This window comes from Halorubrum kocurii JCM 14978 (assembly GCF_000337355.1).
Taxonomy (GTDB): domain Archaea; phylum Halobacteriota; class Halobacteria; order Halobacteriales; family Haloferacaceae; genus Halorubrum; species Halorubrum kocurii.
Genome location: NZ_AOJH01000068.1, coordinates 85550 through 102476, shown reverse-complemented (window position 1 = coordinate 102476; position 16927 = coordinate 85550). Strand labels below are relative to the sequence as shown.

The window sequence follows — 16927 nt, the reverse complement described above, 5'->3', positions numbered from 1 at the left end:
CGTATGCCAGACAACATCGTCGAACACCGCCGACTGATCATCGCCGGCACCGGGATCGCCGGGCTCTCCGCGGCCATCTACGCCGCGCGGTCGAACAACGACCCTCTCCTCGTCGAGGGCGACGAGCCGGGCGGCCAGCTCACGCTCACCACCGACGTGGAGAACTACCCCGGCTTCCCCGAGGGGATCTCCGGGCCGGAGCTCATCAACAACATGAAAGAGCAGGCGACGAAGTTCGGCGCCGAGACCCGGAACGGGGTCATCGAGGACGTCTCGAAGGAGCCCGCGGGCCACTTCCGCGTCGCGCTCACCGACGGCGACGTTTATACCGCCGACGCCGTTATCGCCGCCTCGGGCGCCAGCGCCCGGACGCTCGGCGTCCCCGGCGAGGACGAGCTGATGGGGTACGGGCTCTCGACGTGCGCGACCTGCGACGGGGCGTTCTTCCGCGGCGAGGACATGCTCGTCGTCGGCGGCGGGGACGCCGCGATGGAGGAGGCGAACTTCCTGACGAAGTTCGCTGACACCGTCTACATCGCGCATCGCCGGGAGGAGTTCCGCGCGGAGGACGTGTGGATCGACCGCACGATGGAGAAGGTCGAGGACGGCGAGATCGAGCTCCTCCTCAACACCGAGCTCACCGAGATTCACGGCACCCCCGAGGACGGCATCGACCACGTGACGCTCGTCGAGCACCCGGACGGCCACCCCACGGAGAAGCTCGAGGACCCGGCGACTGCCGACGAGGTCGACGAGTACGACTTCGACGTGGGCGCCGTCTTCTTCGCGATCGGCCACACGCCGAACACGGACTTCCTGGAAGGGACGGGCGCCGAGTTCGACGACGACGGCTACCTCCTCACCGAAGGCGGCCGCGGCGGCAACCAGACTGCGACCGGCGTCGCCGGCCTCTTCGGCGCCGGCGACGTGGTCGACTTCCACTACCAGCAGGCGGCCACCGCCGGCGGGATGGGCGTGAAGGCCGCGCTCGACGCCGACGAGTACCTCACCGAGCGCGAGCGCGCCGGCGAGCTGTACGAAGGCGAGGTCGACGCGGCCGCCGCGGACGACTGAGCCGCCGATGAACGACGGGCGCATTGTTGTACAACCGACCGCAGGCGAAACCGGCGAGCGCTACTCGAAGAGCGGGCCGACCGTCGGAAACGGGGTGCGTCCGTGCTGCGACACCGCCGCCGGCACCGAGGCGACTTCGACGGCGAACTGGGGGTGACTAACGATGCCGCGTAGGTCACACCGCCCGGTCTCTCGTCGCAAACTCCTGCAGCTGACGGGGGCGACCGGCCTCGGCGCGCTCGCGGGCTGCGCCGACCGGCTACCGGGCACCGGCGCTGGCGGCGGTCGCGAAGTGGCACCCCGTCCGACGGTGACGGCCGATCCGGATACGACCGTCAGCCTCACCGCAGCGTCCGGGACCGTTCGACCGGCCCCCGAGACGTCGGCGACCGACTGGCTGTACGAGGGACAGTTCCCGGGGCCGGAGCTACGCGTTCGGGAGGGCGACGTGCTCAGCGTCGAACTGACGAACGACCTGCAAGCGGAGACGACGGTTCACTGGCACGGCGTTCCGGTCGCGAATCCGGTCGACGGAGTGCCGAACGTAACGCAAGAGCCGGTCGCTCCCGGCGAGACGTTCACGTACAAGTTCCGTGCCGAACCCGCCGGGACGTACTTTTACCACAGTCACGCCGGCCTCCAGCTCGACCGCGGGTTGCTCGGACCGCTGATCGTCGAAGAGCGTGACCCGCACGTCGAGTACGACCGCGAGTACGTCGTCCTCGTCGACGATTACCTCCCCGGGGCTCCGAGTCTCCCTTCGGACGGGGGGGTCGCCGGCGGTGGCGGCATGGGGGGCGGTGGCGGAATGAGGGGCGGTGGGGGCATGGGCGGACGAGGCGGGATGATGAGTGACGTTCGGCCGCCGTACGCTGGGCTCCTGATCAACGGCCGACTCCCTGAGAGCCCCCAGCGGTTCGACGTAACGGAGGGCGAGCGGATTCGCTTCCGGTTCGTGAACGCCGCCAGCGCGACGCTCTTCGGTGTCCGGATCGCCGGCCACGAGATGACGGTGACCCACGCCGACGGGCGCCCCGTCGACCCCGTCGACGTGGACTCCTTCGTCTTCGGTGCCGGCGAGCGCTACGACGTCGTGGTCGAGGCGACGAACCCGGGCACGTGGGCCGTGCAGGCCGACGCGCTCGACGGGAACGAACCACCGGCCAGGGCCGTCATCGAGTACGACTCAGCGGGCGGGGGACCCCCGCAGCGCCCGGCGGCGGCCGGTACTCAACTGCAGTACGGAGACCTGCGAGCGATCGCCTCGCTCGACGGAGTGAGTGGCGATCCGGATCGAACGTTCGATCTGACGCTCTCTCGCGGCAGGAGCCAATCATACACGTGGACGATCGACGGGCAGGCCTACCCGAACGCCGACCCGCTGCAGATCCGACCTGGGGAACACGTCAGGGTCCGGATGACCAACCAGAGCCCGGTCGTTCACCCGATGCACCTTCACGGCCACTTCTTCCGAGTCGGCGACGCGATCAAGGACACGGTCCTCGTCCCCGGGCACCGGGGGCAGGTGACGATCGACTTCCACGCCGACAACCCTGGCCGGTGGTTGTTCCACTGTCACAACCTGTACCATCTCGACGCGGGGATGGCTCGCGTCGTGAGATACGTCGAATGAAACGGTCGTTCGACCGTTTCAGCAGTTTTCGAGGCGGAGCCTCCGGCCTCAAGGAGCGAGGGGTTCCGACGCTCAGTCGGAAGCGCGACGCGAGTAGGCCGGAGAGGAAGCCGACACGAACTTTCGCAACCACTATGTTACACCATATCTTACTGCCAGCTAGTGCTGTGCGTCCACAAGTGGCGCGCAGTACGGGCCGCAGTAGCCCGGCCCTGAATGGTGGGTTTGTCGACCCCGAAGGGCGTCCGGTAGGCGGGGCGCACAAGACGCCCCGTCGCGCCAACNGCCAACCGAGGGCGAAAACCACATCAAAGCCCCACCCTCAACGAGCGAGGCCGCAAGGCCGAGTGAAGTAGGGTGGGGTCGGTTACACGGTTCACACCGTCGTTGGCGCGGTATCGGCTACCTCTCGGGAGATTCATCGCGTCCGAATCCGGCGAATTCGGGCCGGATGAACGATCTTCGTCCTAAGAAACGTTTAAACCAGAGTATAAACGGTCTCGGACGCTCTCCTGTTTGGATTCACACCCAGTAAGATAACCCCGGAAGGGGCGTACGAGCAACTGAGGAGAAACACGATGACAAACTTCAAACTCGGCGGCTGGCTGCTCGTGGCGCTCGCGATCGCCGGACTCGCGTTCGCCGCCCCCGCGGTCAGCGCACACGGTAATGTGACGACCGGTGACAGCGTCTCGACCGCTGACGGCGTCCCGCCGTCTGACGCGACCGACGACGACTGGGCGGTCTGGATGGAGGCGCAGATGACCGAGCACATGGGTCCCGATGGCGTCGAGTGGATGGAGTCGAACACGGGCGTGACCGTCGACGAGATGGCCCGCAACATGGCTGACGACGACTACCGCAGCGGGACGCGTGGGCAGCGTGGGACGTACGGACACGGCGGGATGTACGAGCAGAGTGATACGTACGGACACGGCGGGATGTACGAGCAGAGTGATACGTACGGACACGGCGGGATGTACGAGCAGAGTGATACGTACNGGATGTACGAGCAGAGTGATACGTACGGACACGGCGGGATGTACGAGCAGAGTGATACGTACGGACACGGCGGGGCGTACGGACAGAGTGGAACGTACGGACACGGCGGGATGCACGGACAGAGTGGGACGTACGGACAGGGCGGGGCGTACGGGCAAGGCCACTGCTGACCGACCTGACCGAGTCGAACCGTTCCGATCGAACACCAGGACTTCCCAACGCGAGACAATGACACAACTCACCGCACACGCCGGACGCACTGCCCGTCGACTCGCCGCGCTCGCAGTTCCGCTGCTGGTCGCGACGACCGGAACGGCCGCCGCCCACGGTGGCGGGAGCTACGGTGGCGGCATGATGGACGGCTGGGGGCTCTTCGGTGGGGCGATGGGCCTCTGGGGACTCCTCTGGATGGGGCTCTTCATCGCGGTTCCGATCTACCTCCTCGGTGCGCTCCGCAACCGCGGGTCTGACGGGAGCGACGAACAGCCCCTGTCGGTTCTCCGCGAGCGTTATGCCCGCGGCGAGCTCTCGGACGAGGAATTCGATCGGCAGCGAAAGCGGCTCGAACGGTCCGAATGATCGGATTAGTCGCCGTTCCAGCCGGTGCGCGCCCCCGACGCCCGGCGTTGAGGCACCCAACCGTTAACCCCGTTGATTGGGTATAGTAGTTCATGGAATACACAAGACAGACAGCCGTCGCCGGTGAATTCGACGACGTCGTCGACGCGACGACCGCCGCGCTCAAAGACGAGGGGTTCGGTGTCCTCAGCGATATCGACATCCGGGCGACGCTCAGAGAGAAACTCGGGGAGGAGTTCCGTCAGTACCGGATCCTCGGTGCGTGTAACCCGTCGCTGGCGTTCGACGGGTTGACCGAGGAGATCGAACTGGGCGCGCTCTTACCGTGCAACGTCATCGTCTACGAGAGTGATGACGGCGATATCGTGGTGAGTGCGGTCGACCCGGGTCAGTTGCTTGGCATCGCCGACAACGACGCGCTGGACCCCATCGCGACCGAGGTCTCCGAGCGGTTCGATCGGGTGTTGGCGGCCGTTACGGACGAGTTCGATCCCGCGTCGGAGGCCTGATTTACGATGTCTTCGTCGGATCGACTGGACACGACGACGGTACTGCTCCTGATCCTCGGGGCGGTCATCCTCCTCCCCCTGCTCACGATGGGTATGGGATTCGGCGGGATGATGGGATACGGTGGAGCGACGGGATACGGCGGGATGATGGGTCAGTACGGCACTACGGGTGGGTGGTGGCCGCTCGTCGGGATGCTCGTTCCGCTCGTCTCCCTCCTCGTGCTCATCGGCGGTGGCTATCTGCTCGTCCGGCGCGCGGGCGAGACGCAGACGCCTCACAATCCCGCGATGGAGGAGCTGCGGCTGGCGTACGCCCGCGGCGATCTCACTGACGAAGAGTTCGAAACCCGACGTGAGAAGCTGGAAGACGGGTCGAGAGAGCGGTGACCCCTACTCCGCGTCGCGGTCGACGACGACCGTCCGGCCGGTGAGCCGCTCGGGCTCGAACCGGTACAGCTCGATGTCGAGCTCCTCCTTTCCGTCGGCCCAGATCTCGAACAGGGGGCGGTGGGTCTCGCCGTACTGCGCGATCGTCTCGGGCGTGAGATCGTCGAGGGCGACCCGATAGAGGGTGCCGACGCCGACGACGCTCGCGTACTCCTCGCGGTCCCCCTCGCCGTCCTCGTCGTACAGCACGACCCGGGCCTTCGGGTCGGACGCGAGGAAGTTCCGCTTCTCGCTGTCGGGCGTCGAAACCAGCCGGAGGAAGACGGTCCGCGACTCCGCGTCGAATCCGTAGGAGATCGGGATCGCGTACGGGGTCTCGCCTCGCGCGAGCGACAGCACCCCTGTCTCGTGCTGGGACAGGAACGCGTCGACCTCCGCGTCGGACATCTCGACCTCGCTTCTCGTCGCCATAGGCTACCTCTGCGCGTACGCGGGGATAAAGGACACGAGACCGGACGAGGGAGACGGCGTCGGCTGGTGAGGGCGGCGAGCCGCGACGGGGGACGGCGACCGCTACGCGGTCTGCGGGTCCGCGATGTCGCCCTCGGTGATTGGTGCGCCGCAGACGACACAGCCCGTCTCGAGCAGCGTCGCTCGCATCGCCTCGTCCACCTCGATCGACCGGCGACACTCCGGGCAGACGAAGGTGTGTGTCCGTGGACTCGTCATGGCAATGAGTACGACATAGACCCACATGAAGGATAGATCGGATTCCTGTTGGTTCGGAATCCGGGAGTCAGCCGGGCCGACGGGAGAGCGGGGCGGCGGGTCGCCCGACGAGGGCCGAAGTCAGTCGAGCAGCGTCGAGAGCAGCTTCCGCTGTGCGGCCGCGATGTGCTCCGAGAACGTCGACCGATCGATGCCGAGCGACTCGGCGACCTCGCTGGCGTTGGCCCCCTTCGGGTGGTCGAAGTAGCCGGCGTCGTACGCCGCGGAGATCACCTCGCGCTGGCGCTCGGTCAGATCGCTTCGGTCGACGGTGACGAGGTCCGACTCCTCGGGCGTCGACGACGACTGCAGGAGTCGCAACACCTGCATGTCGGGACAGGACTCTCGGAACTCGTCGAGCACGGAGCGGAGCGTCGGCAGGTCGGTCGCGTGGAAGGTGACGACGAGTCGCCCGTCGCGGATCGTGGTCTCCAAGACGGGGACGCCGTGTCGGTCGAGCACCGTGAACGGCGACGTCTCGACGCAGGGGGCCTCGAACCGGTACGCGGCCTTGGCGCCGTAGTCGAACACGACCTCGACGCCCTCGGGGACCGGGAGGTCCGCGTCGGCGATGAACTCGAGGACGACCGTCTCCGAGTCGTCGGTCGACGCGCTGCGAGCGACGCTGTAGATCGGCGTCGACCCGTCGACCACGCCGTCGAACGGCGACGGCGCCGCCGTCGGGAGCGAGACTTCCGCCCTGATTCCGGATCCCATCTGCATCCGTTCGTGTCCGCCACCGGGCAAAACGTTGACGCCGTCCGGACGGCGTTGTCGCGCCGCCGGTGTCGCCGGTGGCGGTCGCGCCTTCGTGTCATCTCGTTCGCTTGTCCGTGTCGTCACCGCCCGCTCGCGGCACGCTCGCCGTCGCCGCCGATCGGCGCTCGCTTATAAAACACCCCACATATGCAGGGCCGGTGTTGGGGGAGACGGAGCCATTACCTGCATCTATGAAGCGAAACGCGCCGCAGGCGACCGGACCGACGACCGCAACGGAAGGCGACGAGACGCTCGACGACACGTTCGACGCCCTGGCCGACCCCGACTGCCGCGCGATCCTCGGAGCGGCCGACACGGCGATGACGACGAGCGAGCTGGCCGACGCGTGTGACATCGCGCTCTCGACCGCCTACCGCAAGGTCGAACGGCTCAGCGAGACGCCCCTGCTGGTCGAAGGCGTCCGCTTCGACCCCGACGGAGACCACGCGGCGGAGTACACGCGGGGCGCGACCGACGCCACCATCGAGCTCGGCGAGGACGGCGTCACGCTGACCGTCGACGACTCGGCGGCCGACCCGGTGAGCGCCGCGTTCGACACGACCGGGATCTCGGCCGACTGATCGCGGGACCGTGAGATTTCTCGCGTGATAATCGGGCGGTCAGTCTTATCAACCACCTCGCGAAGCGCTACCATATGGCCGAGTCGCCGGATCCCGAGGTTCTCCTCGACCTCGCGGGTGACAAAATCGCGGTCCTCGACGAGGACGGGATCTTCCGGCACCTCAACGCGGCCGTCACCGACCTGCTCGGGTTTCGGTCGGACGAGCTCGTCGGGACGGACGCCCTCGCCCTCGTTCACCCGGACGAGGAGGCGCGGCTCCGGGCGATCCTCGCGGAGATCGTTTCGGGCGATCCGGCTCCGGACGAGCCACTGGAGTACCGGTACCGAACCGCAGACGCCGGATGGGTGTGGCTCCGGACGACAGTGCATCTGCCCGAAGAGACGGGGATCGACGGCTACGTGCTGACGTCGCGGGACATCACGGCCGAGGTCGAGTCCCGCCGCCGACTAGAGACGATTGCGTCGGTCTCCGGCGACGTGTTCTGGATGTTCTCTTCCGGGTGGGACGAGCTGCTGTTCGTCAACGAGTCGGTCGAAGAGGTCTTCGGCGTACCGGCGGACGCGCTCGAGCGCCGGCCCGAGAGCTTCCTCGACGCGGTTCATCCCGACGACCGCCCCTACGTCAAGCGGGCGATGAAGCGCCTCTCGAACGGCGAGTCGACGCGCATCGACTACCGACTGGGACCCGCCGACGGGGTGACGAGATGGGTCCGCGTGCCCGGCGAGCCGGTGATCGAGAACGGCGAGGTCGTCGCGGTCGCCGGGTTCGCTCGCGACGTCACCGAGGAGTATCGGCGCGAACGGCAGCTCGCCGTGATGGACAACCTCCTCCGACACACGATCCGCAACGACATGAACATCGTCGACGGGACCGCGGAGCGCATCGCCGACGCCGTCGCCGAGGCGGACGCGTTCGACGCGGAGGTCGGTGACGGTCGGATCGATCCGGACGCCCTCGCCGAGCTCGGCGCGGGCTTACAGGAGCACGCGGAGACGATCCGGCGGGTCGCCTCGGACCTGTTGACGACGGCAGAGAAGCAGCGCGGCGTGATCGACCTGCTGCGACAGCGCGGGTCGCCCCGAACGGTCGAGGTCGCGCCCGTAGTCGAGGAGGCGCTCGGCATGGTCGTCGACGACTGCGACGAGGCGATCGACATCGGCTACCGCGAACCGATGGACGACGCGGGCGCGAGCGAAAAGGGGTTCGGAGGGGGAGCCGAGACCGGAGCCGGGAGCAGATTCGGAGCCGAGACGGAGACCGGAGCCCGGTCGGCGGACGGGGGACCGGTCGACGAAACGGCGAACGGCGACAGCGAATCGTCGCCGCGGGTGTCGGTCTCGTACCCGCCGAACGCGAGGGCGTTCACGCATCCGGAGCTCGACTACGCGATCGCGGAGCTGGTCGAGAACGCCATCGAACACGCGGAGTCGACGCCGCGGGTCCGGATCGACGTGCGCGCGACCGACGAGGTGATCGAGGTGTCGATCCACGACAACTGCCCGCCGATCCCGGTCGAGGAGCGGTACGTCATCACCGACCGCTGGGAGATGGACGACCTCCGTCACACCGGTGGGATGGGCCTGTGGCTCGTCTACTGGGTCGCCAACCGGTCTGGCGGTGACCTCAACTTCGACACCCACGGCGACGGGAACATCGTGACGCTCACCGTCCCGAACGCGAAGACCGACGCGAGCGTCGAGGGCTCCCGCGAGCCGGGGCGTTCGAACCGGTCGGAAACGGGCGGCGTCGAGAGAGCGGACACGCGGATTCGAACGGACGGCTCCGTCCCCTCGGCGCCGGACGGGGGCGAGGACGACGATACCGACGGGGCGAACTGAGCCCGGGGCGAGCGAGGGCGGAGTGAGGACGGAGCGAGCGAGGGCGGAGTGAGGACGGAGCGAACCGGTAACCGGCGATCAACCGTCCGGACCGAAGCGGTGGAATGCGGGCCGAGTGACGAATCGCCTCGCCGATTTCCGTATCAAGTCGATTCGATCCGATCGGTTGTTCATTAATATTCAGGGTATGAGAACGCTCCCGTCGATCTTAAACCGTCGGTGCGTATAGTTACGTACCGATGGGTACGCTCAACGAGATGTTCGACCCGGACCGGGTCGCCGTCGTCGGCGCGACCTCCCGAGAGGGAGCCGTCGGTCGCGCCGTCACGTCGAATCTACTCGACGACTTCGACGGCGACACCGTTCCCGTCAACCCGAACTACGACGAGGTGCTCGGGACGCCCTGCGTCGACGAGGTGTCCGAAGCGGACGCCGACGTCGCCGTGGTCGTCGTACCGCCGTCGATCGTGTTGGACGCGATCGAGGCGTGCGGCGAGGCGGGCGTCCGGAACGTCGTCGTGATCACAGCCGGGTTCGGCGAGACGGGAGAGGACGGGGCGGCGAGGGAGCGGCGCCTCGCAGAGATAGCCGACGAGCACGATCTCAACCTCGTCGGCCCCAACAGCCTGGGGATCATGTCGACCCCCTCGGGGATGAACGCGACGTTCGGTCCGGAGAACGCGCTCCCGGGCGGACTCTCCTTTATGAGCCAGTCCGGCGCGTTCGTCACCGCGGTCCTCGACTGGGCCAACGACAACGGCATCGGTTTCAAAGACGTCGTCTCGCTCGGGAACAAGGCCGTCCTCGACGAGACCGACTTCGTCGACCACTGGGGCGACGACGAGGAGACCGACGTGATCATCGGCTACCTCGAGGGGATCGAGGACGGCCGCGAGTTCATCGATACCGCCCGCGAGACGACGCAGGACACACCGATCGTCGCCGTGAAGTCCGGGCGAACCAGCGCCGGCGCGCAGGCCGCCTCCTCGCACACCGGCACGCTCGCCGGCTCCGACAAGGCGTACGAGGCCGGCCTCGATCAGGCGGGCGTCATCCGCGCGGAGTCGGTCGACGAGCTGTTCGACTCGGCGGGTATCCTCGGGAGCCAGCCGCTCCCCGACACCGACAGCGTCGCCATCGTCACCAACGCCGGCGGCCCCGGCGTGATGGCGACCGACGCCGTGGGCGACGCCGACCTCGACATGGCGTCGTTCACCGCGGAGACGAGCGACGCGCTCCGAGAGTCGATGCCCGACGAGGCGAACATCCACAACCCGGTCGACGTGATCGGCGACGCCGACGTGGAGCGGTTCCGCGAGGCGTTGGAGATCACCGTCGCCGACGACAACGTCGGGGCGGCCCTCGTGTTGGCCGCGCCGACGGCGACGATCGACTTCGACGACCTCGCGGACGCCATCGAGGCGGTCAGCGAGGAGATGGACGCGCCCGTCGCCGCCTGCCTGATGGGCGGCGACCGGACGCGGGAGCCGAAACAGCAGCTGCAGGCGAAGGGGATCCCCTGTTACTTCGACCCCGCACGCGGGATAGAGAGCCTCGCGACGCTCGGTCGATACCGCGACATCAAGGACCGCGAGTACGCCGACCCGATGTCGTTCGACGTCGACCGCGAGCGCGCCCACGAGATTCTCGCGACGGTGCGCGACCGCGACGACAACCGACTCGGCGTCGAGGCGATGGAGCTGCTCGACGCCTACGGGATCCCCACGCCGGACGGCGAGATCGTCGATTCCCCCGGGCGCGCCGCCGAGGTCGCGGCCGACGTCGACGGCGACGTGGTGATGAAGATCGTCTCGCCGGACATCCTCCACAAGTCCGACATCGGCGGCGTCGCCGTCGGTGTCTCGGACGACGACGTGGCGGACACCTACGAGGACCTGGTCACCCGCGCGCGCAACTACCAGCCGGACGCGACGCTGCTCGGCGTGCAGGTGCAGGAGATGGTCGACCTCGACAACGGGGTCGAAACGATCGTCGGCATGAACCGCGACCCCCAGTTCGGCCCGCTGCTGATGTTCGGGCTCGGCGGGATCTTCGTGGAGGTGATGGAAGACACCACCTTCCGCGTCGCCCCCATCTCGGAGCCGGAGGCCCGCGAGATGACCGAGGAGATCCAGTCGGCGCCGCTGCTGCGCGGTGCCCGCGGCCGCGATCCGGTCGACATCGGCGCCGTCGTCGAGACGATCGGCCGGCTCTCGCAGCTTGTCACCGACTTCCCGGCCATCCTCGAACTCGACATCAACCCGCTCGTCGCACTGCCCGACGCCGACGGCGGCACGAACGCCGCCGCCGTCGACGTGAGACTTACGGTTGACCCGGAGAAACTCGACCCATGACAGACACCACCACGACACTCGTCACCGCGACCGGAGAAGGCGCCGGAAAGACAGCGATCACCGTCGCGCTCGCTCGGCTCGCCGCCGACCGCGACCGCAGCGTCGGCTACATGAAACCGAAGGGAACGCGGCTCCAGTCGAACGTCGGCAAGACGCTCGATCAGGACCCCATGCTCGCCCGCGAGGTGCTCGGCCTCGACGCCGAGATGCACCAGATGGAGCCGGTCGTCTACTCGCCGACGTTCGTCGAGGGCGCGATCCGCGGCACCGAGAACGCGGAGGCGCTCCGCAGCCGGATCCGCGAGGAGTACGAGGAGCTCGCGGCCGACCGCGATCACATGTTCGTCGAGGGCGGCGGCAGCTGGACCACCGGCGGGGTCGTCGACCTGACGGACGTCGACGTGGCCGAGCTGCTCGACGCACGGGTGGTGCTCGTCGCGGGGTACCAGTCGCCGAACGACCTCGACGACGTGCTCGCCGCCGCCGACGCGTTCGGCGACCGGCTCGCCGGCGTCGTGTTCAACAAGATCTCCGACGACGCGTTCGAGTCGCTCGATCAGGACGGGATCCCGTTCCTCGAGTCGAAGGGGATCACCGTGTTCGGCGCCATCCCCACCGAGAAGGAGCTGGCCGGCGTCACGGTCGGCGAGCTCGCCGACGAGCTCGGCGCGGAGCTGCTCACCGACGCCCCGACAGACGGCTTCGTCGAGCGCTTCCTCGTGGGCGCGATGGGCGGCGACGAGGCGCTCCGCTACTTCCGGCGCGCCCGCGACGCCGCCGTCATCACCGGCGGCGACCGCGCGGACGTCCAGACCGCGGCGCTCGAGGCCTCCGGCGTCGCCTGTCTCGTCTTGACCGGCGGCCACCGACCCTCCGGAGCCGTGCTGGGCAAGGCGGCCGACGCCGGCAAGCCCGTGCTCGCGGTGAACACCGACACGGTCACCACGATCGACCGGGCCGAGGGCGTCGTCCGCGGGGGGCGCACCCGCGACGCGCGCACCGTGGAGCTGATGGCGGAGCTGCTCGACGCCAACGTCGACGTGGACGCGCTCGTCTGAGACGAGGACCGGGGACCCGGTCGGTCCGTCCCCGTCCCGTCCCCCACCGCGGGCGAACGTCTGACATACTGTTTTCAGGGAGGACACCGTAGGGCCCGTATGACCAGTCTCTCGGAGGCGTACGGCGGGCGGGGGCGCTCCGAGGTCGATTCGCGCCGACTGTACCTCGGCGTGGGCTCGTTCGTCGCCGGGACGCTGCTGCTCGTCGCCGGAATCCTCGTGGCCGCGGAGGTCGTCCTCCCGAGCGGCTACAACTCCGGCGCGGCGCGGCAACTCGGCGGCGTGCTCGGCGGCGTGGGCGTCCCCCTCGTGCTGCTCGGCGTGATGACCGTGCTCCCGGCGGATCGAAACACCCGCGTCGCCGCGGTCGTCGGGGCGTCCGTGATGTGTCTCGGCGTCGCGCTGTTCGCGTACGCGTATCCTAACCACTGGGTCGGCGGGCCGCGCCCGGAGCTCACGGACCTCACGCTGCCGACCGCGGGGCTGTACTTCGTCGGCGCCGCGACGACGCTGTGGAGCGTGTTCGTCGGGGTCGCGAACTTCAAGACCCGGAACGACCCCGGCGGCACCGTCACGATGGAGGTGACGCACAAGGGCGAGACGAAGGTGATCGAGGTCGACCGCGCGGAGCTCAGCCGGGGCGGCGGCGTCGGGCTCCTCGGCGACACCCCCGACGGCAACGTGGAGACGCAGACGAACCGGCGGGGAGGGAGCGGCTCCGGGTCGGGCGGGTCCGCTTCCCCCGGAACGACGAACGGGTCGACCCCCACCGGGTCGGGGTCGACCGGCGGCATGGAGGCTCCGGGAACGGGCACCACCGGCGTGAGCGACGGCGGCGCGACCGCGACCGACATCAGGTCGCCGCTCGACGGGACGGGCGACGGGGACGACTCCGACACGCCGGGCGGTCCGGTCACCCCCGGCGTCTCGCCCGCCGCTCGCGACGGCCCGGGCGACACGTACTGCGGGAACTGCGCGCAGTTCGACTACGTCCGGACCGAGCAGGGGATGCAGCCGTACTGCGGCCACCACGACGAGCTGATGGACGACATGGACGCCTGCGAGGAGTGGACCCCGCGGTAGCGGGCCAGGAGGGAGCGACCGGTGACGAGCGTCGTCGGATTTTCACGTCGGGTCCGCAGACGGGAGCTGTGACTCCGCGACCGCGAACGCGAGCGTGCTCAACACGGCCGTGAGCGTCCCGGCCGCGAGCGCCATCGCGAGGTCGGAGAGCCCGAGCGAGGTCACGCCCGGCGCGGCCGGGAGGAAGAACCCGGAGACCGCGTACAGCACGACCGCGATCGAGAGCACGTAAAAGGGCGCGTTGAGGTACCGCCACCGGAACCGACCCGCGAGGTACTCGTCGGTGACTTGGCCGAGGCTGGAGGTGACGCCGGCGACCGCGAGCCACTGGACGAACCCGTGGACGAACGCCGCGAGCGCGATGCCGGCGGTGACGCCCCCTCCGCGGACGCCGCGGACGGACTCGATCGTCTCCATCCCCTGGACCCCGCCGACGACGATCAGCGCGAGCGCGACCACGTAGGTGACGAGCGTCACCCGCCCGGTGTAGAGCACGTTGCGAACCGACGCGGCCGCGCCGTCGACCGTGTCTTCGAGGCCGAGCCCGCGGAACAGCGAGTAGAGCCCGAGGACCCCGGAGAGGATCCCGAGGACGGCCGCGCCCGCGACGTCAAACAGGTTGGCGACGACGACGAGCGGGTAGATCAGGAGGAGCACCCCGAGCGGCACCAGAATCGTCCCGCGCGTCTCCGGGTCCGCGAGCACCTGCTTGATCGTGTAGTAGAGCGATTCGAGGTCCTGCGCCTGCCGCACGACCACTCGGCGCATCCCGTCGATCGGCATCCGAGAGCGGATCACCGGGAGGACCGACTCGTCCTGTGCGCCGTCCGTGATGACGACCGCCGAGACCTCCTCGCCGGTCGACAGCTCGGCGAGCACGCGGTCGACCTCTTGGCCCACCGCGCGGTTCGCCCGCACGTCGGAGCCGTCGACGCCGGTGACCGCCGCGACCTCGACCGACTCGCCGCCGGCCGCCAGCTCGTCGTAGACGTTGACGCCCTGAAACAGCACGTTCACGTCGGAGTCCTCCGGGTCGGCGGTCGCGAGCGCGACCGCGGCCTCGGTGACCTCGTCGGCGCCGATGACGGGCGTGGGGATCCCCGTCTTCCGGCCGAGGTCGTCGTCGAGGTCGACGCAGAGGACGAGCAGCATTAGGCGACGCTAGGCGAGGGGTCGGCATATGTTTTCGGCTCGGGCGGCGGCCGCATGCGGGGGTCGACTCGGATCGCTGCCGCATGCGGGGGTCGACTCGGATCGCTGCCGCATGCGGGGGTCGACTCGGATCGCTGCCGCCCGGTCGCCTCCCCTCAGTCGTCCTCCGACGCCGGCTCGTGTTCGATCCCGTTCAGCATCCGGCGGACGTTCTCGCCGTCGCCGAACGAGGCCGGGTACGCCGCCAGCGGGACGACGTAGTCGCTGCCGGCCTCCACCGCCTCGGCGACGTGGAACTCGAGCTCGACGCTCACGCCGGTCCCCTCGATCTCACCCTCCCCCGAGTACACCACGACCGACGCCTCGGTGCTGAGCACGTCGGTCGTGTACTCGGAGCCGCGTTCGAGGCTACTGACGCCCTCGTAGCGGTCCACGATCAGCTGTGCGCGCTCCTCGTCGTCGAGCTCGCCGACGGGATTGAACGCCTGCCCGAGCACCTCGACGCGCGGGGTCGCCAGCACGGCGAACACCGCCGCCTGATACCGCTCGCCCAAGAGCTCGACGGCCTTGTCGTACTCCGCGATCCGGCTCGTCACCCGCACTTCGCGGGTCGATCCGGCCACGTCGAACTCGCGGGTCTGGGTGTTCTCGGTGACCTCGTTGAGCTGGTAGCCGCTCTCCGAGAGCGTCGCGTCCGCGACCGTCGCGGTGCCCGAAGCGAACTCGGCCGGGTCGCCCGTGACGACGTCGAGCGCGGTACAGCCGGCGAGGCCGGCCGCGCCGACCGCCCCGGCGAGCGCGAGCGCGCGGCGGCGGGTCGTCGGGTCGGTCTCCGAGCGGTTCCCCGCGGGAGAGTCGGACGGCCGGTCGGACGGCTGGTCGAATGTCATATGTGTCGGTCCCGGCGGCGGAGGTACATACTTTGTGTTCGTTTCGGGAAACGGAAGCGACGCGAGGGCCACGCGAAACGCCCCCGTGACAACGGATCTCCCGGGAGCGCGCGGTTCGGACGCTTTTTGAGGCCGCAGCCGGTATGGGTGAGTAGATGATCTCCAAGGGCTGTGAACAGTGCGCCAAGGGCGGGAAGATGGTGCTTTTCGTCTACGGCTACTGCGACCAGCGGGACTGCTTCTACTGCCCCCTCGGAGAGAACCGGAAGAACGTCACCGACGTGTACGCCAACGAGCGGAAAGTCGAGTCCGACGAGGACGTGATCGAGGAGGCTAAGCGCATGAGCGCGCTCGGCACGTCGATCACCGGCGGCGAGCCGCAGGAGGCGATGGCGAAGACGACCCGGTACCTCGAGCTGCTGAAAGACGAGTTCGGCGAGGACCACCACACCCACCTCTACACCGGGATCACGGGCGGCCGCGAGAACATGCGCCGCCTCTCGGAGGCCGGTCTCGACGAGATCCGCTTTCACCCCCCGCTCGAGATGTGGGGCGACATGCACGGCACCGAGTGGGAGGAGATCCTGTATATCGCCCGCGAGGAGGGACTCACGCCCGCCTTCGAGATCCCCGGCATCCGCGCGGAGCCGGAGTTCCTGGACTTTTTGGACGAGGGCGCCGCCGAGTTCTGCAACATCAACGAGTTCGAGATGTCCGACGGGAACTACCGCCGGATGCAGGAGGAGGGGTTCGAGCTGCAGGAGAACCACATGTCCGCTGTCGAAGGGTCGAAAGACGCCGCGATCGTCTCCGAGATGGCGAGCCACGAGAAGGTGTACTTCTGTACGTCCGTGTTCAAAGACGCCGCCCAGCACCGGAACCGGCTCAAGCGGATGGCGAAGAACATCCGTCGCGAGTTCGACGAGGTGACGGACGACGGCACCCTCGTCTACGGCAAGGCGTTCGCCGACCCCGAGCGCTTCGAGGCGCTCGGCGTTCCCGAGGAGTTCTACACCGTCAAGTCGAACCACGTCGAGGTCGCGTGGTGGCTCCTCGAGGAAATGGTCGAAGACGGCGACCTCGACGAGGGCGAGATCGTCGAGCAGTATCCGACTGCCGACGGCACCGTCGTCGAGCGCACGCCGGTCGCCTGAAGCGGTCGGTCTCAGTCGCCCGAGTCGATTTGCTATTCGTCGTGTGACCGTCGTTTTGTATCTACAGGCTGAGCAGGACGAGTGCCTCGGGGTCAAGCCCCGA

General features: G+C 68.5%; 16 protein-coding genes. 11 read left to right on the top strand and 5 right to left on the bottom strand.

Going from position 1 to position 16927, the window contains the following annotated elements; translation table 11 throughout:
* The first annotated feature begins 3 nt into the window (after positions 1 to 3).
* From C468_RS10865 to C468_RS10840, 5 genes are all read left to right on the top strand, one after another.
* Positions 4 to 1074, top strand: coding sequence for an NAD(P)/FAD-dependent oxidoreductase (locus C468_RS10865; protein WP_008848937.1), 1071 nt, complete (start codon positions 4 to 6; stop codon positions 1072 to 1074).
* A gap of 163 nt (positions 1075 to 1237) precedes the next feature.
* Positions 1238 to 2707 (top strand): multicopper oxidase family protein, encoded by a 1470-nt coding sequence (locus C468_RS10860; RefSeq protein WP_049912181.1) that lies wholly within the window; start codon positions 1238 to 1240, stop codon positions 2705 to 2707.
* Between the two features lie 1230 nt (positions 2708 to 3937).
* Entirely contained in the window at positions 3938 to 4288 is a 351-nt protein-coding gene (locus C468_RS10850; RefSeq protein WP_008848934.1) for an SHOCT domain-containing protein, read from the top strand.
* Positions 4289 to 4380: 92 nt separating this feature from the next.
* The gene (locus tag C468_RS10845; protein ID WP_008848933.1) at positions 4381 to 4797 is read left to right on the top strand and encodes a DUF302 domain-containing protein; all 417 of its coding nucleotides are present in this window, start codon (positions 4381 to 4383) and stop codon (positions 4795 to 4797) included.
* 6 nt (positions 4798 to 4803) lie between these two features.
* Complete coding sequence (locus C468_RS10840; RefSeq protein WP_008848932.1) at positions 4804 to 5184, top strand: SHOCT domain-containing protein; 381 nt, start codon at positions 4804 to 4806, stop codon at positions 5182 to 5184.
* A 3-nt stretch (positions 5185 to 5187) separates the two neighbouring features.
* Here C468_RS10840 and C468_RS10835 read toward each other — a convergent pair whose 3' ends face one another.
* The 3 genes from C468_RS10835 to C468_RS10830 all read right to left on the bottom strand — a co-directional run bounded on the left by C468_RS10835 (position 5188) and on the right by C468_RS10830 (position 6669).
* Positions 5188 to 5655: a pyridoxamine 5'-phosphate oxidase family protein gene (locus C468_RS10835; RefSeq protein WP_008848931.1), complete on the bottom strand. Its 468-nt coding sequence runs from the start codon at positions 5653 to 5655 to the stop codon at positions 5188 to 5190.
* A 102-nt stretch (positions 5656 to 5757) separates the two neighbouring features.
* Entirely contained in the window at positions 5758 to 5913 is a 156-nt protein-coding gene (locus C468_RS18645; protein ID WP_008848930.1) for a DUF7560 family zinc ribbon protein, read from the bottom strand.
* Between the two features lie 120 nt (positions 5914 to 6033).
* On the bottom strand, positions 6034 to 6669 hold the full coding sequence (locus tag C468_RS10830) for a helix-turn-helix domain-containing protein (protein WP_008848929.1): 636 nt from the start codon (positions 6667 to 6669) through the stop codon (positions 6034 to 6036).
* Between the two features lie 233 nt (positions 6670 to 6902).
* Here C468_RS10830 and C468_RS10825 point away from each other — a divergent pair, with 233 nt between their 5' ends.
* The 5 genes from C468_RS10825 to C468_RS10805 all read left to right on the top strand — a co-directional run bounded on the left by C468_RS10825 (position 6903) and on the right by C468_RS10805 (position 13628).
* The gene (locus C468_RS10825; RefSeq protein WP_008848928.1) at positions 6903 to 7292 is read left to right on the top strand and encodes a winged helix-turn-helix domain-containing protein; all 390 of its coding nucleotides are present in this window, start codon (positions 6903 to 6905) and stop codon (positions 7290 to 7292) included.
* Positions 7293 to 7366: 74 nt separating this feature from the next.
* A complete protein-coding gene (locus C468_RS10820) occupies positions 7367 to 9133 on the top strand; it encodes a PAS domain-containing sensor histidine kinase (RefSeq protein WP_008848927.1) in 1767 nt (588 codons plus the stop codon).
* 239 nt (positions 9134 to 9372) lie between these two features.
* On the top strand, positions 9373 to 11487 hold the full coding sequence (locus C468_RS10815) for an acetate--CoA ligase family protein (protein ID WP_008848926.1): 2115 nt from the start codon (positions 9373 to 9375) through the stop codon (positions 11485 to 11487).
* Positions 11484 to 12545 carry a phosphotransacetylase family protein gene (locus tag C468_RS10810; RefSeq protein ID WP_008848925.1) on the top strand — a complete coding sequence of 354 codons (1062 nt, stop codon included), beginning with the start codon at positions 11484 to 11486 and terminating at the stop codon, positions 12543 to 12545. The genes C468_RS10815 and C468_RS10810 overlap by 4 nt, the downstream gene beginning before the upstream one ends.
* A gap of 99 nt (positions 12546 to 12644) precedes the next feature.
* Positions 12645 to 13628, top strand: a complete 984-nt coding sequence (locus C468_RS10805) for a DUF7139 domain-containing protein (RefSeq protein ID WP_008848924.1) — start codon at positions 12645 to 12647, stop codon at positions 13626 to 13628.
* Positions 13629 to 13670: 42 nt separating this feature from the next.
* Here C468_RS10805 and C468_RS10800 read toward each other — a convergent pair whose 3' ends face one another.
* Positions 13671 to 14780, bottom strand: a complete 1110-nt coding sequence (locus C468_RS10800) for a DUF373 family protein (RefSeq protein ID WP_008848923.1) — start codon at positions 14778 to 14780, stop codon at positions 13671 to 13673.
* 155 nt (positions 14781 to 14935) lie between these two features.
* A complete protein-coding gene (locus tag C468_RS10795) occupies positions 14936 to 15670 on the bottom strand; it encodes a DUF6517 family protein (RefSeq protein WP_008848922.1) in 735 nt (244 codons plus the stop codon).
* Positions 15671 to 15825: 155 nt separating this feature from the next.
* Here C468_RS10795 and C468_RS10790 point away from each other — a divergent pair, with 155 nt between their 5' ends.
* Positions 15826 to 16824, top strand: coding sequence for a radical SAM protein (locus C468_RS10790; protein WP_008848921.1), 999 nt, complete (start codon positions 15826 to 15828; stop codon positions 16822 to 16824).
* Positions 16825 to 16927: the final 103 nt, after the last annotated feature.